The organism is Duganella sp. GW822-FHT06D06 (assembly GCF_058799615.1).
In genome coordinates, this window is the sequence record NZ_JBXALQ010000004.1 from 93,107 (window position 1) to 112,196 (window position 19,090).

Sequence of the window (19,090 nt, forward strand, 5' to 3'; positions counted from 1 at the left end):
TGTTTTATTCTACAGCGTTATTTAATTGACATGGCAACTACTTGCCCTATGGATAGCGTTTCAAATCTTCCACGGTAAGCCACAGCTCCTTCCGCGCCAGCGGGGTCTGCGGGGGCAGCAGTGGATTGGGGAGGTGGATCACCTGGCGCTGGTCCAGCCTTGCCTTGCGCAGCAGGCGGCCGTAGTACTGGGCAAACAATTGCTCGAAGCTGCCGTCGGCCAGCGCCGCCTCCAGGCCGAGCCGGACCGCTTCCGCCAAAGCCGGGTTGTTGCGGTTGACGAAAAAGTAGTCGGCGGTGACGTAGTGCAGCACGATATGCTTATCGATCGCCAGCCCGGGGTGGTGCGCCGCCTCGGCCCAGATCTCGTTGACCGAGCGCGGCGCCCAGTCGATGCGGCCGGCCTTCAGCATGCCGAACAGCCCGCTATACACGGCCACCGGATGCACGATCAGCCCACTGCTCCGCAAGATCCGCAAGTCCGGCCAATCGTGGCCCTGGGCCGCGCTGTAGCGCTTCAGGTCGTCCAGCGTGCGCACCTCGGCCAGCAAATCCGGCCGGTCGGCCCGCACCAGGCCGATGCGCCAGCCGATCATGCCGCGGGTCATGGGTATCCGCACCGGCAGCAGCGCCTCCTCGCGCTCGGCCGAGGTCATGGTGCCGACGATGTCGATGCGGCCAGAGCCAGACTGCAACTCCACCAACGCCCGGCTCTGCTGCATGCGGGTGGGCGACAGTTCGACCCGGTACAAGCCGCCGGACTTGGCCAGCGCCAGCTCCAGCAGCGCCAGGCCGTATTCGCCGCGCTCGTCGTCGATGCTCTCGGCGCGCGGATAGTGGATCAGGATGGGTTCGGCCGTAGCCGCCGCCGCAAGCAGGATCAGGCAGGCACACAACAATCGGCGCAGCATAGGCATGGCTCTGGTTTCACAAAAGTATCTCCATGACAATAGTCACCCAGTTGCCCGACGGCGTCAAGCCTGCTGAATTTTTAATCAAACACGTGCATTCCGCCGCACACCGGTGTACACTTTCGGTACTTGCCGAAGGGAAATATCATGGCCATCGCCGCACTCAGCTCAGGAGTCACCGGTCTCAACGCTTCCGAACGGGCGTTGGGCAATAGCGCGCACGCGATCGCCAACATCGGCACCCAGGGCTTCCAGCCGGCGCAGGCCGTGTTCCAGGAAAGCGCGCCGGCCGGCAGCGGCGTGTCGATCTCCTTCCAGGCGCAGCAGCTGCAGGCGGCGGACGCCCCCAGCGGCACCAACCTCGCCACCGAAACCACCAACTCGCTGGTCTACAAGGCGCAATTCGACCTGTCGGCCAAGGTGATCCAGGCCGCCGACCAGAATATCGGCACCTTAATTGGCACCTTCGTCGACACCAAAGCTTGACAGGGTCTGGCCGAATCGGCACATTGAAGTCTGCCGAAGAGGGAGACCCATGATAAGAGACCAGGAAACGCTGAACATCCTGCTGGACAGCATCCGCCGCTTCGTGCGCGAACAACTGGTGCCGCACGAGCAGCAAGTGGCCGACACCGACGAAATCCCTCCCGCGCTGGTGGCGCAGATGCGCGAACTGGGCCTGTTCGGCCTGTCTATCCCCGAACAATACGGCGGCCTGGGTCTGACGATGGAAGAGGAAGTGCTGGCCGCGTTTGAAATCGCCCGCACCTCGCCCGCCTTCCGCTCGCTGTTCGGCACCAACAACGGCATCGGCTCGCAGGGCATCCTGATCGACGGCACCGAAGAACAGAAGAACACCTGGCTGCCGCGCATGGCCTCCGGCGAAGTGGTCGGCTCCTTCGCACTGACCGAGCCGGGATATGGTTCGGACGCCGGCTCGCTTACCACTTCCGCCGTGCGCGATGGCGACCACTACATCATCAACGGCACCAAGCGCTACATCACCAACGCGCCGGAGGCCGGCGTGTTTACCGTGATGGCGCGCACCGACAGCACCCGCAAGGGACCGAGCGGCGTATCGGCCTTCATCGTCGAGCGCAGCACGCCCGGCATCTCGCTCGGCAAGAACGACAAAAAGATGGGGCAGCAAGGCGCCCACACCTGCGACGTGATCTTCGAGAACTGCCGCGTGCCGGCCACCAGCATCATCGGCGGCAAGGAAGGCCAGGGCTTCAAGACCGCGATGAAGGTGCTGGACAAAGGCCGCCTGCACATCTCGGCGATCTGCGTCGGCGTGGCCGAGCGCATGCTCGACGACGCGCTGCGCTATGCGATGGAGCGCAATCAGTTCGGCCAGCCCATCGCCGAGTTCCAGCTGATCCAGGCCATGCTGGCCGACAGCAAGGCCGAGATCTACGCCGCCCGCAGCATGGTGCTGGACGCCGCGCGCCGCCGCGACAACCGCGAGGACATCTCGACCGAAGCCTCGTGCTGCAAGCTGTTCGCCTCCGAAATGTGCGGCCGCGTGGCCGACCGCGCGGTGCAGATCCACGGCGGCGCGGGCTACATGTCGGAGTACGCGGCGGAGCGCTTCTACCGCGATGTGCGCCTGTTCCGCATCTACGAAGGCACCTCGCAGATCCAGCAACTGGTCATCGCCCGCAACATGATCAAGGCGGCCGCGGCCTGATGGAGGCCATGGACACCGCCCATCTACTGGCGACGCTGCCCGAGCGCCTCAGCGGCATCCCGCGCCGCTGGGCCGACCGCGCGCCGCAAGCGTGGGCGCTGCACGACGGCGCGTGCCACTGGACCTATGCCGAACTGGCGGCGGCCGTCGACGAAACCGCCGCCCTGCTGCGCGCATTGCAAGTGCGGCCCGGCGACCGCTTGATGGTGGTTGGCGAAAACTGCGCGGCGCAGGTGGCGCTGATCTTCGCCGCCGCCGAGTTGGATGCGTGGATCGTCAGCGTCAACGGCCGGCTGTCCGCGCGCGAGGTGGACCAGATCCGCGATCACAGTGGCGCGCGGCGCGTGATCTACCTGGCGACACCGACCTTGCCCTCTACTTCGCCGGAATCCGCCGCGCATGGCCAGCGCAATGGCGCCGTGTCGGCGCCTTCGCCGTTCGGCGCCTGGATGATCGGTGCGCTCAATCCCGACTGCACGCCGGAACCGGTGCACGCCAACCCGGCGCAGCAAGTGGCGGCCCTGATCTACACCACCGGCACCACCGGCCAACCCAAGGGCGTGATGCTCACGCACCGCAACCTGCTGTTCATCGCCGCCGTTTCCAGCACCCTGCGCGGCCTGACTCCCACCGACCGCGCCTACGGCGTGCTGCCCATCACCCACGTCTACGGCCTGGCCTCGGTCATGCTGGGCACCCTGTACGCGGGCGCCTGCCTGTACCTGTGCCCGCGCTTCACGCCGGACGCAGTGCTGAAGGCGATCCGCGACGACGGCCTGACCATCCTGCAAGGCGTGCCCGCCATGTACGCGCGCCTGCTGGAGACGCTGGGCGGTGGTGAACAGATCAAGTCGCAGCTGCGCTTCATCTACGCCGGCGGTTCGCCTCTGGCGCCCAGCCTGAAGGCGCAGGTGCAGCAGCTGTTTGGCCTGCCGCTGCACAACGGCTACGGCATGACCGAGACCTCGCCCACCATCAGCCAGACCCGCCTCGACCAACCGCGCGGGGACGCCTCGGTCGGCCCGGTCATCCCCGGCGTAGAAGTGCGCCTGGTGGATGCCGGCGGCGACGACGTGGCGCCCGGCGCCGATGGCGAACTGTGGGCGCGCGGCCCCAACATCATGGCCGGCTACTACCGCGAGCCGGAACTGACGGCGGCGGCGATGCGCGACGGCGGCTGGCTCAATACCGGCGACGTCGCGCGGCAGGATGCGGACGGCGCGCTGTTCATCGTCGGCCGCACCAAGGAGCTGATCATCCGCTCCGGCTTCAACGTCTATCCGCTGGAAGTGGAGACGGTGCTCAACGCCCACCCGGCGGTGACGCAATCGGCAGTAGTCGGCCGCAACGCCGCCGACGGCAACGAAGAAGTGGTAGCCTTCGTCGAAATCGATCCGCGCCATCGCATCACGCCCGAAGAATTGCAGCACTACCTGGCGGGCCTGCTGTCGCCGTACAAATGCCCGTCCGAGATCATCGCAATGCAAACCCTGCCCGCAGCGGCAACCGGAAAGATATTAAAAGGACAGCTGCGGCAACTGGCACAAAAATAACCCCCAAGGAGACCAGCATGAAGAACATCACAATCGCGGCACTGATCGCGATGGCACTGGCAGGCGGCGCGTATGCCGAGGAATTCACCGTCGGCGCCGAGCTGCCGCTGACCGGCGCATTGGCCCGCGTGGGCTCGGGCATGCAGGAAGGCGTGCTGGTGGCCGCCGAAGTATTCAACAAGACCAACGGCAAACACAAAATCAAGATCATCAGCATCGACGACGAATCCTCCCCGGCCAAGGCGGTGGCGGCGGTGGAAAAGCTGGCCAGCCAGGGCGCGGTGGCGATCACCGGCGGCTACGGCTCCAACAACATCTCGCCGGCTTCGGACGCGGCCAACAAACTGGGGCTGGTCTACATGACCTCCGGCGGCGTCGACGATAGCCTGGTCAACAGCGGCCGCAAGAACTTCTTCCGCATCAATAACACCGCCGGCTATGAAAAGGCCGTGCAAGGACTGCTGGCCGACATGGGCGCCAAGTCCGTGTCCATCGTGTTCTCGACCAAGGAGGCCACCTCCGACCTGACCAGCTCCGTGCAGAAGGCGCTGACGGCCAAGGGCGTCAAGGTCACCACGCATTCCTTCGATCCGGCCATCACCGATTTCAAACCCATCATCAACAAGATCAAGCTCCAGGACAAATCGGAAGCGATCCTGATGGTCGGCTACGAGAACGACTATGTCGGCATCCTGCGCGCCGCGCGCGTGCTCAAGCCGCCGGTCAAGGCCATGATCGGTGTATGGTCGCTGGCCACGCCGAAGATGGCCGCCGAGTTCCCGGACCTGATGCCCAATGTGTACGGCACCGCGCTGCTGCCCTTCCCCGCCGTCTTCGACACGGCGGACGGCAAGGCCTTCGCCGACGGCTACAAGGCGCTGTACAAGAAGGAGCCGGACTACCTCGGCCAGTTCGGCTACGTGCAGGCGACGCTGCTGTTTGAAGCCATAGCCCGCGCCGCTGACAAAGGCACGGTGAAGAAAGGCGGCATCGCCGAGGAGCTGCACAAGACCGACCGCGAAACGCTGATCGGCCGGGTGCAGTTCGGCGCCAACGGCGACAATCCCAACTTCGTGCATCGCATGGGCCAGCACCAGGGCAAGAACATCGTCATCGTCTGGCCCAAGGAGACGGCGACCGGCAAGATGGTGTATCCAGGCCTGCCCTGGTAAGCCGCCGTGACGGAACTGATACTCCAGGCGCTGTATTCCGGCCTGCTGCAGGGCGGCTCCTACGCGCTGATCGCGCTGGGACTGGCGCTGGTGTTCGGCACCATGCGGGTGATCAACCTGGCCCACGGTGAGCTGGTGCTGCTGGCGGCCTATATCGCCTACTCGGTGGAGTCGGGGCTGGGTCTCAATCCGGCGTGGGCGATACCGGTCGCTGTCGTGGTGGTCGGCGCGACGTCGGCCGGCGTGTACTGGATCGTCAGCCACATCAAGAAGGACCGCGAGATCAATTCGCTGATACTCACCTTCGGCATCGGCGTGATCCTGACCAATCTGATCCTGCTGATCTGGAAGGCCGACGTACGCTCGACCAGTTCCAGCTGGTTGCAGGAAGCCTTCGTGGTCGGGCCGCTGTACAGCATGCGCAGCGAAGTGATCTTCTTCGTGGTCAGCCTGGTGCTGATGGGCGGCTTGTGGTGGTGGCTGTCGCGCAGCTGGTATGGGCGCGCGTTGCGGGCCGTCTCCAGCAACCGCGACGCCGCCAAGTTGATGGGCATCGCGCCCGGGCGCACGGAGCTGGTGTCGTTCATCGTGGCCGGCATGCTGGCCGGGTTTGCCGGCGTGGCCCTGTACAGCTACGGCGTGATCCAGCCCGCGTATGGCGGTGCCTTGACGGTCAAGGCCTTCATCATCACCGTGCTGGCGGGAATAGGTTCGATCCCCGGCGTGCTGCTGGGCGCAGTGCTGCTGGGCGTGGCCGAGGCGCTGACCGTCACGTTAGCCAGTTCCGCCCTGCAGGAGCTGGCCGGCATGACGCTGTTCCTGCTGGTGCTGTTGGTGATGCCGAATGGCCTGATGGGCGCGGCCCGGAGGCGCGGATGATGCGCCTCGCCGCCGGCGCGGGCGCGAACCGCCTGTGGTTGGGCATCGCTTTGATCGCCGCCTACGTCGCCGTGCCCATGCTGCTCGGCGCCGACAACTACGTTATGAGCCTGATCGTCGCCGCCATGGTGATCGGCTGCGTCGCCCTGTCCTGGGCGCTGCTGGGGAATATGGGCGGCATGGTCAGCTTCGGCCACAGCGCCTTCTTCGGTGTCGGCGCGTATGTATCGGCCATCGTCACCGTCAAGCTGGGCGTGCCGGTGCTGGCGGGGATCGCGCTGGGCGGCGTCGGCGCGCTGCTGGCCTCCGTGGCGATGCTGCCGGTGCTGCGGCTGCGCGGCCCCTACTTCGCGCTGGCCATCCTGGCCTACGCCCACATCTTCCGCATCCTCGCCACCGAATGGAGCTCGCTGACCGGCGGCTCCGGCGGCATCGCCAACATCCCGGTGCTGCCGACCATCCTCGGCTACGACATGAGCGGCAAAACCGGTGCCTACCTGGTGATTGTGACCATCGTGCTGCTGTTCGCGCTGGCCTACCGCGCCATCCGCGCCAGCTACTACGGCATCGCCCTGCGCGCCATGCACGACAGCGAGGACGCCACCCGCGTGGTCGGCGTCAACAGCACGCTGCTCAAAGGGCTGATGCTGATGGTGTCCGCCTTCATGGCCGGCGTGGCGGGCGCGTTCAACGCCCACTACATCAACTTCCTCGAACCGGACTACGCCTTCAACAGCGTGTGGGTGACGGTGCCCATCGTCGCCGCCATCTTCGGCGGCTACCGCACCATCGCCGGGCCGGTGGTCGGCGCGCTGGTGGTGTACCTGCTGGACCAACTGGTGTTCAAGTCGCTGATCCCCACCGGGCATCAGCTGGTGTTGGGCGGGCTGCTGGTGGCGATGATCATCTTGAGCCCCACCGGCCTGCTTGCCCTGCTGCGAAGGAAAACCCATGCTTGAGTTGAACAATCTCTCGGTCCGCTTCGGCGGCCTGACGGCGGTCAACGCGGTCAACCTGACGGTCGGCACGCACGACGTGGTCGGCCTGGTCGGCCCCAACGGCGCCGGCAAGACCACGCTGTTCAACGCCATCTCCGGCCTGGTGCGGCCGACCGGCGGCAGCATCCGCTTCGACCGCCACGACGTGATGCGCACGCCCATCTACCGGCGCGCGCGGCTGGGCATAGGCCGCACCTTCCAGATTCCGCAGCCGATGCACGAGCTGACGGTGCGCGAGAACCTGATCGTCGCGCAGCGCTTCGGCACCGGCAAGGTCGACGAGGAGAAGATCGCCGAGATCCTGGAGTTCACCAGCCTGGCCGACAAGGCGCATCGCGACGCCGCCACCGAACTGGCGCTGACCGAGCTCAAAGCGCTGGAAGTGGCGAAGGCGCTGGCCACCACGCCCAAGCTGCTGTTGCTGGACGAGGTGCTGGCCGGGCTGGAGACCAGCGGCAAGCGGCGCTTCATGGGCATGCTCAAGGAGATGCACGCGCGCTTTGGCGTCGGCATCATCATCATCGAGCACGATATCGAGACCATCCACTCCTTGTGCCAGCGGGTGGTGGTGCTCAACTTCGGCCAGTTGATCGCGGACGGTACGCCGGACGAAGTGTTCAACGATCCTGAGGTCATCCGCAGCTACACGGGAGCGGCGCATGCTTGAAGTGGACCAGATCCGCGCCGGCTATGGCGCGATCAACGTGCTGTGGGACGTATCGCTGAAGGCGGAAGCGGGCAAGCTCACCACCATCATCGGCCCCAACGGCGCCGGCAAGACCACGCTGCTGCGCGCGATCATGGGCCTGGCTCCACTGACTGCGGGCGAGATCCGCCTGGACGGCCAGCGCCTGGACGGCACGCCGACGTGGGAGATGGCCGATCACGGCATCGCCATGATTCCCGAAGGCCGCATGGTCTTCCGCGACATGGGCGTGGAAGAAAACCTGATCATGGGCGCCTTCCACAAATCGCATCGCGCGCATGTGAAGCAAAGACTGGAGGAAGCCTACGAAATGTTCCCCCGCCTGCGCGAACGCCGCACGCAGCTGGCCGGATCGCTGTCCGGCGGCGAGGCGCAGATGCTGGCGATGGCGCGCGGGCTGATGTCCAACCCGCGCCTGCTGATCATCGACGAACCCTCACTGGGCCTGGCGCCGTTGGTCGTCAATGAACTGTTCGAGATACTGGAACGGCTCAAGGCCGGCGGCCGCACCATCATCCTGGTCGAGCAGAATACCGAACGCGCGGTGGGCGTGGCGGATCATGTCTACCTGATGCAAAGCGGGCGCGTGGCCTTGTCCCAGCCGGCATTCCAGGTCGAACTCCAGCACCTCCACGCGCTTTACTTTGCACGCTGAAGGACACCTCGCTATCTTCCGGTTAAACGATCGCTGTGGCCGGATCCCAACAGCTGCCGGCCGCTGGCGGCCCTGGTCGGGCCGCCCAGAGTTAGAATGGGCTAAGACTTTCCTTCTGCAAGCGCGCGTATGACTTTCGTCCCGCACCGATGGCAGCCCTTGCTCCAAACGCCACGTCGCGCCTTGCGGCGCCGTGCGCGCGTGTGCGCAATACTGGCGGCATGCTGGAGCGGCGTCCCGCTGCAGGCGGCGCCGGCGGCGCCGCCCGAACCGGTCGTCGTCGGCGTGTTCACGGTGGCCCCGTTCATCCTGCCCGGCCCGGACGGTCCGCAAGGCGCGCTGATCGACTTCTTCGACCGCGAGATTGCCCCTCGCATGGGCGTGCGCTTTCAGTGGCAGCGCCCCGTCACGGTGGCGCGTCTGGAAATCAGCCTGGCTAGCGGCGCCGTGCTGTTCACCCCCATCCTCGCCCGTACCCCGCAGCGCGACAGCGCCGGCATACGTTTCGACGACACCGCGTACATCAAGTTCGAGCCCTGCATCGCCGTGCTGCCCGGACACCGCCTCGACCACCTGCGCAGCGCATCCGACTTGGCCGGCATGACGATAGGCTGGGTGCGGGCCGGCGTGCTGCCTTCCTTCATGCACAATCCGGCGATCCGGCTGGACCTGGTCGGCGGCGTTGACTGGGAGAGAGTCAACCTGGGCAAACTCCAGCTGGAGCGCATCGACGGCGCCTATTTTTCCAACTGCGCAAGCGCTAGCTATTACGCAGCGCGCAACAACATGAGGCTCAAGTTGCTGACAGTGCCGGTGCCCGGCGTGACGCTGTATGGTGCCTTTTCGCCGCTGGCGTCCCCTGAACTGGTGCAGCGCTACCGGCAAGCCGCACAACAAGCGTTTGCCGGCGGTCGCTTCGACAACTATTTGAATCAGGCACTGCGCGAAACGCAACCCTGAGGCTCGGAGGCTCGGGGGCAGTTCCGGCAATGTGCCAATTGGCGGCAGGGCCGGCGGCCTCATCATCATCCTGGTCGAGCAGAAAACCGAACGCGCGGTAGGCGTGGCGGGTCCCGTTTACATGGTGCACAGCAGGCGCGTAGTACTATCCCAAGTGGCATCCGATGTCGAACTCAATCATCTCCACCAGCTTTACTTTGCACGCTGAACGTTTCACTTCCCCCTAAGGAATGCCGTCGTATGAATCTTTCCACCTTTATACGTTCCGAAATGACGGAGATTCTCGCAGAATGGACGGCTTTCGCGAAAAAATCCGCCCCTGCTGGCGAGGAGATGTCGGACCTGGCCTTGACTGACCACGCTGAAGCGATCCTCTGCGCAATCGCTATCGATATCGCGACGCACCAGAGCAAGCTGCAGCAGTATGAAAAGTCTCAGGGCGACGAGGTGGACACCCGCGAAAAGGAAAGCGCAGCGGCCATACACGGGCGACTTCGCCAGGCCAGCAATTTCTCTCTGCTACAGCTCAGCGCTGAGTTCCGCGCCCTCAGGGCGACCGTGCTGCGTCTCTAGTTGCCTCGCGTTCAGCAGATGTCGGAAACGACGATACAGGAAATGGTCCGTTTTAACGAGGCGATCGACCAGGCGCTGGCGGAATCGATTGTCACCTTCTCGGCCAGGGCGGATCGAATGAGGGACCTGTTCCTGGCGGTACTGGGACACGATCTGCGCGCCCCGCTCGCCACCATTTCCCTGGTTGGAGACCTGCTCACCCGGTCGTTAGTGCCGCAAGAACAAGTTGTTGCGGTCGGCCAGAAGGTAAAGCGCAGCGCAATACTGATGAGTGCGATGGTCACTGATCTGTTGGGATTTACCCGTTTCCAGATGGGGGCGGGAATGCCGATTGCGCTAGCGACGGTGGACGCGCAGGAGGTATGCCAGGCTGCGGTTGCCGATGCGAGCGCAATGTACCCAAACAGCACCATCGTTTTTCTTCCCAACGGCGACCTGACCGGATCGTTTGACGGCGTACGCTTGCAGCAATTGGTGACCAACCTCTTGATCAATGCCGCTCAGTACAGCGCCAAGGGTCACGACATCACCTTGCGGGCAGACGGGCTGGAAGACGCCATCGCCATCAAGGTAAGCAACTTTGGACCGGTGATCCCGGAAGAATCCCTCAAAACCATCTTCCAGCCCTTGGTCCAACTGGAAGGAGATGCCGACGACGACGCCAGGCCGACGACCAGCCTTGGACTCGGCCTTTTCATCGCCCGAGAAACAGCTACAGCCCACAATGGCACGATCGCGGTAACGTCCAGTACGGCTGAAGGAACGGTCTTTTCCGTCATCCTGCCCCGCAATAGTTAAGAGCTTTCCAAACGCTTCAGGGTCAGTTCAGCGCCGGATTTTTTCAGAGAAGTCTGTCGCCTTGTCGGCCGCTCGCGCCCTGGCGGTGACGTGGGCTTGCTGCCGCAGCGCGTCGAAGCCGCCCTGCCCGACCAGCGCGCCAATGTCGTACAGGTAGCGGTCCAGGTAACCCGACGCCAGCAGTCGCCAATCCATCGGCAGACCCGGATCGATGCGGCGCGCCATCTCGAAGACGATGGTGGTGCAGTTGGCGAACAGCGTGTTGTAGTAGCGCGGCTCGCGCTTGAGCAATGCACCCTCGTCCAGATACGCCAGGAACAGCGAGCGCATCACATCCGGCGGCATCTTCAGGCGATACAGATACATGTCCTCGCCGCGCGCGTTGGTGCGCACGCGCAGGATGTCGCGCTCGTCGGCGGCGATCAGCACGGTCTCAAAACGCTTGAAGAAACCGGCGATACCGTCGAAGCGCTCGCCGCGCTCCTTGCGGATCTCGATTGAAAACGTCAGGTAGCGGCCGTCGGCAAAACCGAACGACACCAAGGTATGCGCGATGGCCGGCCCCATCCAGTACGACAAGGCCACATCGACCGACTGCAACTGCTTCAGGTCATACGAACGCTGTTCCCAGCGCGGCGTGTAATCGGCATCGCTGCGCCAGTCGAAATTGCGCACCTGGTCCAGCGTGACCATGCTGCCCTGCACGCGGCCGGTGACCATGCGCGCCACGTCGTCCGCCCACACGCGCTCGTGACTGGGTCGGATGGTGCTCCACCAACCCATCAGCAGCGCAACCGCGAGCGCCCAAGGCAGCAGCACGCGCGCGCCGCGACGGCGCCACCACCACACCAGCGTCGCCACGCTGACGACGCCCCAAGCGACGGCCATGAAAGGCGCGGCCTGGAACCACAGCGCGCCGCCGCCCCACAACGACAGGCCCAGCATCAACAAGGAAGCGCACAGCTTGCCGGCGAGAGTCAGGTATTTTTTTAGCATGCCCGATTATAGGGGCATCAATCCTCTTTATCGTTGACGTCACTCCCGCAGCCGATCTGGACGCATATTACTTTTAATGCAATACTTACGATCACGCCGATTATTCCGATGAGTTCCAACATGGCGGTTTCCGTAAATGGTGAAGAGACGCCTCACTGTACCGGCGCCACGCTTATCAATCCAATATCAAATACGGCGTCCAACTATCTCGAAACGGCATAACGTTGATTTCCCTTAAACAGTTCAAGTATTTTGTAGAGATCGTGGAGGCAGGCAGCTACTCGCGCGCGGCGGAAAAACTGTACGTCGCGCAATCGGCGCTGAGCCGGCAGATCAAGGAGCTGGAAGACGAGCTGCAAACCCAGCTGCTCACGCGCGACTCGCGCCACATCGAGCTGACGCCGGCCGGACGGCTATTCTTCGAACGCAGCAAGCGCATCCTCGAGGACATCGACCACACGGTCGTCCAGGCGCGGCAGGTGGGCCTGGGCGCGCAAGGCCTGATCCGCTTGCAGCACTCCAGCTCGGTGATCCTGACGCCGGCGATGACGGCCGCGCTGGGCCGGCTGCTGGCCGAGTTCCCCGGCGCGACACTGGAGATCTCGATGGCGCCGTCGGAAGACCAGACCATGGACATCGAAGAAGGCCGCGCCGATATCGGCCTGATCCGCATGCCGACCTTGCGCAAGTACCCGCACATCCAGGTGCGCGAGCTGACCACAGAGCGGCTGATGGTGGCGGTGTCGCGGCACTCACCGCTGGCAAAGCTGGACAACATCGAACTGCCCAGCCTGAGCAAGGAACCGTTCATCTCGATCCCGCACAAGGACCGGGGCGGCCTGAGCTATCTGGTAGCCAACCTGTGCCTGGACCACGGCTTCTTCCCGACGCCGGCGCGGGTGCTGTCGCGTAAGTCCTCGCAACTAAGCCTGATCGAAGCCAACCTCGGCATCGCCATCGTGCCCGAGTGCATGCGGCTGATGGCGCCGGCCGGCGTGCGCTTCATCCCGCTGTCGCACGGCGGGCTGATCACCAAAGTCGGCCTGGCCAGCCGGCGCGAAGCCGAGCCGCTGGTCACCGCCTTCGCCGACGCCCTGGTCCGCGAACTCAATCCGGGGTTGTAGCGGGCGACTGTTGGCGCTGGCTTGTGGCACACTGCAGTCCTGTAGACAGGCACGAGGACAGCATGAGCGCGGGACCGGACGACAAGGATCAGGCACAGCCGGCGCCACATCGGCGCAGCAGCGACCGCGACCGGCGCGCCACGCGCCCGGAGGTCGGCACGCCGAGCTATCTGGATCCCGGCGACACCGTCTTCAGCCTGTGGGGCCGCGTGCTGATGGCGCGCTACCGCCGCGTCGCCGCCGCCGTCACGCGCCACATCATCCAACGGCCTCTGCACATCGGCGTCTCGGCCCGCATCTTCCATCCGGAACCCGGCGCCACCGGCCTGCGCAGCAAGAACCTGCAATACCTGGAGGAATCCATCGCGCAGTGGGTGATGTCGCGCGACGTGCTGGTGTTCATGATCCCGACCGTCAATACCGACGGCCTGCTCCACCCTTCCAACATCCGCCTGCGCGACTACGCCAAGCATCTTGACGGCCTGGTGCTGCAAGGCGGCGCCGACGTCTCGCCGCAAAGCTACTCGGAAACGCCCACCCGCCCCGAATGGAGCGGCGACCGCGCGCGCGATATGTACGAGCTGGAACTGCTGCATGAATTCGTCGAAGCGGGCAAGCCGGTGCTGGGCATCTGCCGCGGCTGCCAGTTGATCAACGTCGCTTTCGGCGGCACGCTGTACCAGGACATCGCCTCCGACGTGCCCGACTCGCTGGCCCACGTCAACGACGACTACGACCGCAACCGCCACCAAGTCAGCTTCCCGGCCAACTCCTCGCTGGCCAAGCTGTTCAAGGGCAAGAACGCCGGTCTGGTCAACTCCATCCATCACCAGGCCGTCAAGACCTTGGGCCGCGACATGGCGGTGGAAGCGCTGTCGGTGCCGGACAATATGATCGAGGCGATCCGCTACCGCAAGGCGCCCTTCGTCATGGGCCTGCAATGGCATCCGGAATTCCACCAGGCCGGCGGCGTCGAACTGCTCGACTGCACCGCCATCCTCGACAACTTCCTGCGCGTGGCGCGCGAGACGCGGTTCTAGGAAGACATTGGCCGAGGTCGCTTGCCGGGTGTAAGCTCAAGGGATACACCCAACGAGGCCTCCCATGACGTGTCTGCGTAGCGCCCCATGATCGCTGTCAGCTGTCTGATACTGCCCTGCGCCGCCGAAAACACCATCAATGTCGCCTACGGCGTCAGCAAGGGCGTGGTGGACATGATGTTCATCTCCGAAGACGAAGGCAAATACGTCATGGCCCATCCCCCCGCCGCCGAGACCAGCACCTTGCGCCTGCTGCACTTCAAGGACATGCCGCACGGCCCGGAACGCCACATCATGTGCAGCAAGAGCGTGCCGGACGACGTCATCAACCGCCTGAACAAGGCGATTACGCTTGAGTAGGTTTTTTGGAATGCCGGCCTACCTATTGATCGAATAAAACGAGGACGTTTGCACAAAATCTAGTCCCCCCTTAAAACAGGGGATACAGTATGAGCCTTGCCACATCTGATTCTTATCCATGCACTTCCCTGGCCGACTCAGCATGCCAGCCAAGGCCCAAGGGGGCAATTCATGATCACGCCAACCATGCCGCTGGCTCGCATAGAAAGCCGCATCCTGCTTGTACGCGGTGTTAAAGTCATGATCGACGCCGACCTGGCCGAGCTTTATGGCGTACCAACCAAACGTCTCAACGAACAGGTCAAGCGCAACCAGGAGCGCTTCCCTGTCGACTTCCTGTTCCAGCTCACTGCGGCCGAAAAACAGGAGGTGGTCGCAATTTGCGACCACCTCTCCAAATTGAAATTTTCTAAGTCGCTACCGTATGCCTTCACCGAACATGGCGCCATCCAGGCCGCCAATGTGCTCGCATCGCCGCAGGCCATTGAGACGGGCGTCTACGTGGTGCGAGCCTTCGTGCACTTGCGCGAGCTGGTGGTGTCGAACAAGGAACTGGCACTGCACGCGCCGTGCGGCGCGCCATCTTGCTACAAGCAACAATCAGGCGCGGCGGCGGCGGCCGACGACACCGATCAGGCCGAGGCCGGCCAGCAGCATCGCATAGGTCTCCGCTTCCGGCACGGCGGAGATCAGCACGCCGCGACCGGTGAAGTTGCTGGCGTTCAGGTTCAGGCCGTCGGTGCTGCCGCTCTGGATGCCGCTGCTCAGCACGTGTGCGGTAGTGAAGGTTTGTCCGTACTGGAACTCGATGTTGTTGCTGCCCTCATGCAGGATCGCCTGGAAATTCGCCGGGTTGGCGCCGTGGCCGAATTCGGCGCCGGTCCAGCTCACCACATACTCCTGCGTGCCGACCGTGCCCGTGGTCTTGCTGCTGACGGCAGCGACCCAGTCGGTCCAGGCCGGCGCGAGGGCAGCGCCTATGCGCGCGTTGGGGAAGTTCAGGCCGGTGCAGCAAGCCGCGTCGGCGTTGGTGAAGGAGATGAAACCGTTGGTGCTGACGTGCGCCGTGCGGTAGTCGACGCCGTAGAAGTTGAAGGCGAACGGCAGTGTCACCAGCACGCTGCTGTCGTCGCCGCTGGTCACTGCGGCGGCGCCGCTCATGTTACGCACATTGTTGGCGATGTTGCTGGCCGTGTAAGGCGCGGCGTGAGCGCTGGACATGCCCATGGCCAGGGCGAAAGTGGCGATGACGGCGAACGGCTTGACGGTAAGGTGCATGAGTAATCCTGTTGGGTGGATGTGGCCGGCGCCGTGCGCCGAAAAATTACGGCTTGAAAGTGCTGGCATCATATCTTGAAATGTTATTTTTGACAATATAATAATTCTCATAACAACAATAGTCGTACCGCCGCCGAATGGACACGCCCCGCTCGGCTCAACGCCCGCGGAAGCGCTGGATCGCCGCGTCGACCATGCCTTCGGCGCTGCCGCTGAGGTCGAACTGCTGGCGCAGGTAGTGGGCGTCGCTGCCCTCGTGCGTGACCTGCACCAAATGCTGCAAGCCCGCCGTGCCGCCCAGCGCCGCGCCGTGCGGCTCCATCTTGCGCAGCGTGGTCAGGATGTCTTCCCGCAGCGACAAACTCTCGTAGTTCTTCGGATGCACCAGCGTGCCGTCCAGGCCGAAGCGGCAAGCCTGGAAACGGTTGTAGTTGTAGACCAGGTAGTCGTCCTCCACCGGCGGTTCCTCGCGGCGCTCCAGCAGGTAGCGGCACAGCGCTTGCAGATACACGGCCAGCGCCGCCGCCCGCTCCACCGTCAGCGGCGTGTCGCACACGCGCAGCTCGATGGTGCCGAATTCCGGCTTCGGCCGGATATCCCAGTAAAAGTCCTTCATGCTCTTGATGACGCCGGTGTGCTCCATCTTGGCGAAGTACTCGTTCTCGAAGGTCGACCAGCTTTGCGTGAACGGCGCCCGCCCGCTCATCGGGAAGGCGAACACGGAGTTCAGCCGCGCCGAATTGAACAGCGTGTCGTTCCCCTGCACGTACGGCGACGACGACGACAGCGCGATGAAGTGCGGCACGTAGCGGCTCAGCGAATGCAGCAGGAACAGCGCGTCGTCGCCCGAGGCGCAGCCGATGTGCACGTGTTGGCCGAAAATCGTAAACTGTTTAGCCAGATAGCCGTACAGCTCCGACACTTCCTTGAAGCGCGGCTTGGCAAAGATCCGGCGCTCCGACCATTTCTGGAACGGATGGGTGCCGCCGCCGCAGATGCCGATGTTGAGCTGCTCGCCGGCCTGCACCAGCGTGTCGCGGATCACCTGCAACTGCGACACCAGCTCGCTGTGATGCGTGTGCACGTCGCTGTTAATCTCGATCATGCTCTCGGTGATCTCCGGCGTGACGTTGCCGGGAAACGGCTTGCGGCTCAACAGGTGCAGCAAGTCCGGGCTGGACGCGGTCAGGTCGAAGTCCGACAGGCTGACCAGTTGCAGCTCGAGCTCCACGCCCATGGTGAGCGGCTGCGATGATTTGAACGGTTCCAATGGCATGTCAATGCTCCTCTTTAGCGGCGGTTTCGTTAGCCCAGATCAGCGCCCGCTGCGTGATGATGGGGCCTACCACTTCCAGCAACAGCGTCATGGCCGCCAGCGCGGCCAGTTCGTCGACCAATACAATGCCCATGTAGCGGGTCTGCTCCAGCAGCAGCGTGACGAACACCGACATCGGCGACAGCGCGATCCCGGTCAGCACGCCCTTGCGCCACGAGATGCCGCCGACATGCGCGAACGCCGCCACGGCGGCCGCCTTGACCAGGAAGCGCGCCAGCACCAGCACCACGCCCAGGCCGGCGCCGGCCACCACGCGATCCCACTCCAGCGTGGAGACGGCAAACACGAACAGCAGCACCGTCAGCAGTTCGCCGATGCCGCCGAAGTTGCGCTCGGTGCGGCTGAACGCGACCCGGCTGTGGCGCGCGGCCAGGCCGAAGGTCAGCGTCGCCAGCACCGGCGAGACGTCGAAGGCATGCGCCAGCGCCACCAGCAGCACCACGCCCATGGCGAAGGCGACGGTGCCGTCCTGCGCGATGGCACCCAGGCGGCGCAGCACGGCCGGCACGATAAAGCCCAGCACCGCGCCCATCACGGCCGACATCAGCAATTCGATCAGGCTGTGCGACACGGCCTGCGTCAAGCTGCCCGAAGTCTGGAACACCCAGAAGCCCACCACCACCTTGAACACGAACACCGCCAACACGCAGTTGATGGCCACCAGGTGCAATACGCGCTCGGTCACCTGCCCCGAGCTGTCTTCCTCGTTAATCACGCGCAGCACACCGGCCGGCGAGGTCGACATGGCCAGCGACGCCAGCAACAGCGAGGTCAGCGGCGGCATGCCGGTCAGGTGCGAAATCAGATAGACCACGCCGAAGGTGGCGGCCGATTCGGCCAGCCCGCTGACCGCGATCCAGGGATTGATGCGCAACCAGTGCAGGTTGATGCGGTAACCGAATTCAAACAGTATCAGTCCGAAAGCCAGGTTGGCCAACAACGTCACGGTGCTCGAGGCGCCGCTGGTCAGTGCGGTGGGAAACGCCTGCGCCATTAAAAAACCGACCAGGCCATAGACGCTGATGCGCGGCAAACGGGTCCAGCGGTGTATGAATTCTCCCGACAGCCAAGCCAGCGCTATCGCCAGGGGCCAGCCTAGTTCGGCCATGAAGACCTGAATATCCGGCATGTACTTCTCCTTTTAAAAGATACTTGTACAATTCTGTACAATTACTCGCGTTTTGACTGTGCGCTAAGAGACATAAGGGAGCAACATGCTTGAACTAATCAGCGAACACGCCTGTTTTGGCGGTGTGCAGCGCTTCTACCAACACGCATCGCGCGAAATCGGCCTGCCGATGCGCTTCTCCGTCTTCATTCCAGTCAAGGCCGCCGAAGGCCGCGCGCCGGCGCTGTTCTACCTGGCCGGGCTGACCTGCAACGAAGAGACTTTCATGGTCAAGGCCGGCGCCCAGCGCGCCGCCGCCGAAGCGGGCCTGATCCTGATCGCGCCGGACACCAGCCCGCGCGGCGCCGGCGTCGATGGCGAAACGGACAACTGGGATTTCGGCGTCGCTGCCGGCTTCTATCTCGACGCCACGCAAGAACCGTGGGCCACGCACTACCGCATGTACAGCTACATCCACGAGCTGCGCGAACTGGTGGTGGAGGAACTGCCGGTGGACGCCGAACGCATCGGCATCTGCGGCCACTCGATGGGCGGCCACGGCGCGCTGACGATGGCGTTGAAACGGCCGGACCTGTTCCGCTCGGTCTCCGCCTTCGCGCCGATCGCGGCGCCGTCGATGTGCCCGTGGGGTAAGAAAGCCTTCAGCGGCTACCTCGGCGACAACGCCAGCGCATGGGAACAGTACGACGCCAGCCTGCTGATGGCGCGCATGCACACGCCCTTCCCGGCCGGCATCCTGATCGACCAGGGGCTGGGCGACAAGTTCCTCAAGGAGCAGCTGTATCCGGAAGTGTTCGAAGCGGCCTGCCGCACCGCCGCGCAGCCGCTGGAACTGCGGCGGCATGCGCGTTACGATCACGGCTACTACTTCATCGCCAGCTTCATGGAAGACCATATCCGCTTCCACGCGCGCTGCCTGGCGGCGCTGTAGCG

General features: G+C 64.2%; 20 protein-coding genes and 1 pseudogene. 16 read left to right on the top strand and 5 right to left on the bottom strand.

From position 1 onward, the window contains the following. Nucleotides 1-46: 46 nt before the first annotated feature. A complete protein-coding gene (locus tag AC1RMD_RS09200) occupies nucleotides 47-916 on the bottom strand; it encodes a substrate-binding periplasmic protein (RefSeq protein WP_492925839.1) in 870 nt (289 codons plus the stop codon). Nucleotides 917-1,057: 141 nt separating this feature from the next. On the opposite strand from AC1RMD_RS09200, the gene AC1RMD_RS09205 reads away from it, so the two are divergent. The 11 genes from AC1RMD_RS09205 to AC1RMD_RS09255 all read left to right on the top strand — a co-directional run bounded on the left by AC1RMD_RS09205 (nucleotide 1,058) and on the right by AC1RMD_RS09255 (nucleotide 10,894). Further along, nucleotides 1,058-1,396, top strand: coding sequence for a flagellar basal body rod C-terminal domain-containing protein (locus tag AC1RMD_RS09205; RefSeq protein WP_492925841.1), 339 nt, complete (start codon nucleotides 1,058-1,060; stop codon nucleotides 1,394-1,396). A gap of 49 nt (nucleotides 1,397-1,445) precedes the next feature. Further along, on the top strand, nucleotides 1,446-2,600 hold the full coding sequence (locus AC1RMD_RS09210; RefSeq protein ID WP_492925843.1) for an acyl-CoA dehydrogenase family protein: 1,155 nt from the start codon (nucleotides 1,446-1,448) through the stop codon (nucleotides 2,598-2,600). After that, on the top strand, nucleotides 2,600-4,153 hold the full coding sequence (locus AC1RMD_RS09215; RefSeq protein WP_492925845.1) for a class I adenylate-forming enzyme family protein: 1,554 nt from the start codon (nucleotides 2,600-2,602) through the stop codon (nucleotides 4,151-4,153). The genes AC1RMD_RS09210 and AC1RMD_RS09215 overlap by 1 nt, the downstream gene beginning before the upstream one ends. 17 nt (nucleotides 4,154-4,170) lie before the next feature. Continuing rightward, entirely contained in the window at nucleotides 4,171-5,325 is a 1,155-nt protein-coding gene (locus tag AC1RMD_RS09220) for an ABC transporter substrate-binding protein (protein WP_492925847.1), read from the top strand. Between the two features lie 6 nt (nucleotides 5,326-5,331). Further along, a complete protein-coding gene (locus tag AC1RMD_RS09225) occupies nucleotides 5,332-6,204 on the top strand; it encodes a branched-chain amino acid ABC transporter permease (RefSeq protein WP_492925849.1) in 873 nt (290 codons plus the stop codon). Then, nucleotides 6,201-7,163, top strand: a complete 963-nt coding sequence (locus AC1RMD_RS09230) for a branched-chain amino acid ABC transporter permease (RefSeq protein WP_492925851.1) — start codon at nucleotides 6,201-6,203, stop codon at nucleotides 7,161-7,163. The genes AC1RMD_RS09225 and AC1RMD_RS09230 overlap by 4 nt, the downstream gene beginning before the upstream one ends. Next, nucleotides 7,156-7,869 (top strand): ABC transporter ATP-binding protein, encoded by a 714-nt coding sequence (locus tag AC1RMD_RS09235; RefSeq protein WP_492925853.1) that lies wholly within the window; start codon nucleotides 7,156-7,158, stop codon nucleotides 7,867-7,869. The genes AC1RMD_RS09230 and AC1RMD_RS09235 overlap by 8 nt, the downstream gene beginning before the upstream one ends. After that, a complete protein-coding gene (locus tag AC1RMD_RS09240) occupies nucleotides 7,862-8,563 on the top strand; it encodes an ABC transporter ATP-binding protein (protein WP_492925855.1) in 702 nt (233 codons plus the stop codon). The genes AC1RMD_RS09235 and AC1RMD_RS09240 overlap by 8 nt, the downstream gene beginning before the upstream one ends. Nucleotides 8,564-8,692: 129 nt before the next feature. After that, nucleotides 8,693-9,523, top strand: coding sequence for a substrate-binding periplasmic protein (locus AC1RMD_RS09245; protein WP_492925857.1), 831 nt, complete (start codon nucleotides 8,693-8,695; stop codon nucleotides 9,521-9,523). Nucleotides 9,524-9,763: 240 nt separating this feature from the next. Continuing rightward, nucleotides 9,764-10,096 carry a hypothetical protein gene (locus tag AC1RMD_RS09250; protein ID WP_492925859.1) on the top strand — a complete coding sequence of 111 codons (333 nt, stop codon included), beginning with the start codon at nucleotides 9,764-9,766 and terminating at the stop codon, nucleotides 10,094-10,096. Between the two features lie 42 nt (nucleotides 10,097-10,138). Next, nucleotides 10,139-10,894 carry a sensor histidine kinase gene (locus tag AC1RMD_RS09255; protein ID WP_492925861.1) on the top strand — a complete coding sequence of 252 codons (756 nt, stop codon included), beginning with the start codon at nucleotides 10,139-10,141 and terminating at the stop codon, nucleotides 10,892-10,894. A 27-nt stretch (nucleotides 10,895-10,921) separates the two neighbouring features. Here AC1RMD_RS09255 and AC1RMD_RS09260 read toward each other — a convergent pair whose 3' ends face one another. Next, on the bottom strand, nucleotides 10,922-11,890 hold the full coding sequence (locus AC1RMD_RS09260; RefSeq protein WP_492925863.1) for an Lnb N-terminal periplasmic domain-containing protein: 969 nt from the start codon (nucleotides 11,888-11,890) through the stop codon (nucleotides 10,922-10,924). Between the two features lie 224 nt (nucleotides 11,891-12,114). Between AC1RMD_RS09260 and AC1RMD_RS09265 the strand changes: the two genes are divergently transcribed. The 4 genes and pseudogenes from AC1RMD_RS09265 to AC1RMD_RS09280 all read left to right on the top strand — a co-directional run. Continuing rightward, nucleotides 12,115-13,014 carry a LysR family transcriptional regulator gene (locus tag AC1RMD_RS09265; RefSeq protein WP_492925865.1) on the top strand — a complete coding sequence of 300 codons (900 nt, stop codon included), beginning with the start codon at nucleotides 12,115-12,117 and terminating at the stop codon, nucleotides 13,012-13,014. A gap of 62 nt (nucleotides 13,015-13,076) precedes the next feature. Continuing rightward, a complete protein-coding gene (locus AC1RMD_RS09270) occupies nucleotides 13,077-14,054 on the top strand; it encodes a gamma-glutamyl-gamma-aminobutyrate hydrolase family protein (RefSeq protein ID WP_492925867.1) in 978 nt (325 codons plus the stop codon). Nucleotides 14,055-14,141: 87 nt separating this feature from the next. Further along, the gene (locus AC1RMD_RS09275) at nucleotides 14,142-14,414 is read left to right on the top strand and encodes a hypothetical protein (protein WP_492925869.1); all 273 of its coding nucleotides are present in this window, start codon (nucleotides 14,142-14,144) and stop codon (nucleotides 14,412-14,414) included. Between the two features lie 186 nt (nucleotides 14,415-14,600). Then, nucleotides 14,601-14,867, top strand: a pseudogene (locus AC1RMD_RS09280) (ORF6N domain-containing protein); the annotation flags it as partial. Nucleotides 14,868-15,014: 147 nt separating this feature from the next. Here AC1RMD_RS09280 and AC1RMD_RS09285 read toward each other — a convergent pair. From AC1RMD_RS09285 to AC1RMD_RS09295, 3 genes are all read right to left on the bottom strand, one after another. Beyond that, nucleotides 15,015-15,692 (bottom strand): PEP-CTERM sorting domain-containing protein, encoded by a 678-nt coding sequence (locus AC1RMD_RS09285; RefSeq protein WP_492925871.1) that lies wholly within the window; start codon nucleotides 15,690-15,692, stop codon nucleotides 15,015-15,017. A gap of 157 nt (nucleotides 15,693-15,849) precedes the next feature. Continuing rightward, nucleotides 15,850-16,968 carry a YbdK family carboxylate-amine ligase gene (locus AC1RMD_RS09290; RefSeq protein ID WP_492925873.1) on the bottom strand — a complete coding sequence of 373 codons (1,119 nt, stop codon included), beginning with the start codon at nucleotides 16,966-16,968 and terminating at the stop codon, nucleotides 15,850-15,852. Nucleotide 16,969: 1 nt separating this feature from the next. Next, complete coding sequence (locus AC1RMD_RS09295) at nucleotides 16,970-18,157, bottom strand: cation:proton antiporter (RefSeq protein ID WP_492925875.1); 1,188 nt, start codon at nucleotides 18,155-18,157, stop codon at nucleotides 16,970-16,972. An 85-nt stretch (nucleotides 18,158-18,242) separates the two neighbouring features. Here AC1RMD_RS09295 and fghA point away from each other — a divergent pair, with 85 nt between their 5' ends. Then, nucleotides 18,243-19,088, top strand: a complete 846-nt coding sequence (gene fghA, locus AC1RMD_RS09300; RefSeq protein ID WP_492925877.1) for an S-formylglutathione hydrolase — start codon at nucleotides 18,243-18,245, stop codon at nucleotides 19,086-19,088. The last annotated feature ends 2 nt before the right edge of the window (nucleotides 19,089-19,090 follow it).

What these genes read in the sequence shown, in the direction of transcription:
- AC1RMD_RS09200 (WP_492925839.1), bottom strand. Translation starts at nt 916, where the DNA reads ATGCCTATGCTGCGCCGATTGTTGTGTGCCTGCCTGATCCTGCTTGCG.
- AC1RMD_RS09205 (WP_492925841.1), top strand. Translation starts at nt 1,058, where the DNA reads ATGGCCATCGCCGCACTCAGCTCAGGAGTCACCGGTCTCAACGCTTCC.
- AC1RMD_RS09210 (WP_492925843.1), top strand. Translation starts at nt 1,446, where the DNA reads ATGATAAGAGACCAGGAAACGCTGAACATCCTGCTGGACAGCATCCGC.
- AC1RMD_RS09215 (WP_492925845.1), top strand. Translation starts at nt 2,600, where the DNA reads ATGGAGGCCATGGACACCGCCCATCTACTGGCGACGCTGCCCGAGCGC.
- AC1RMD_RS09220 (WP_492925847.1), top strand. Translation starts at nt 4,171, where the DNA reads ATGAAGAACATCACAATCGCGGCACTGATCGCGATGGCACTGGCAGGC.
- AC1RMD_RS09230 (WP_492925851.1), top strand. Translation starts at nt 6,201, where the DNA reads ATGATGCGCCTCGCCGCCGGCGCGGGCGCGAACCGCCTGTGGTTGGGC.
- AC1RMD_RS09235 (WP_492925853.1), top strand. Translation starts at nt 7,156, where the DNA reads ATGCTTGAGTTGAACAATCTCTCGGTCCGCTTCGGCGGCCTGACGGCG.
- AC1RMD_RS09240 (WP_492925855.1), top strand. Translation starts at nt 7,862, where the DNA reads ATGCTTGAAGTGGACCAGATCCGCGCCGGCTATGGCGCGATCAACGTG.
- AC1RMD_RS09245 (WP_492925857.1), top strand. Translation starts at nt 8,693, where the DNA reads ATGACTTTCGTCCCGCACCGATGGCAGCCCTTGCTCCAAACGCCACGT.
- AC1RMD_RS09250 (WP_492925859.1), top strand. Translation starts at nt 9,764, where the DNA reads ATGAATCTTTCCACCTTTATACGTTCCGAAATGACGGAGATTCTCGCA.
- AC1RMD_RS09255 (WP_492925861.1), top strand. Translation starts at nt 10,139, where the DNA reads ATGGTCCGTTTTAACGAGGCGATCGACCAGGCGCTGGCGGAATCGATT.
- AC1RMD_RS09260 (WP_492925863.1), bottom strand. Translation starts at nt 11,890, where the DNA reads ATGCTAAAAAAATACCTGACTCTCGCCGGCAAGCTGTGCGCTTCCTTG.
- AC1RMD_RS09270 (WP_492925867.1), top strand. Translation starts at nt 13,077, where the DNA reads ATGAGCGCGGGACCGGACGACAAGGATCAGGCACAGCCGGCGCCACAT.
- AC1RMD_RS09275 (WP_492925869.1), top strand. Translation starts at nt 14,142, where the DNA reads ATGATCGCTGTCAGCTGTCTGATACTGCCCTGCGCCGCCGAAAACACC.
- AC1RMD_RS09285 (WP_492925871.1), bottom strand. Translation starts at nt 15,692, where the DNA reads ATGCACCTTACCGTCAAGCCGTTCGCCGTCATCGCCACTTTCGCCCTG.
- AC1RMD_RS09290 (WP_492925873.1), bottom strand. Translation starts at nt 16,968, where the DNA reads ATGCCATTGGAACCGTTCAAATCATCGCAGCCGCTCACCATGGGCGTG.
- AC1RMD_RS09295 (WP_492925875.1), bottom strand. Translation starts at nt 18,157, where the DNA reads ATGCCGGATATTCAGGTCTTCATGGCCGAACTAGGCTGGCCCCTGGCG.
- fghA (WP_492925877.1), top strand. Translation starts at nt 18,243, where the DNA reads ATGCTTGAACTAATCAGCGAACACGCCTGTTTTGGCGGTGTGCAGCGC.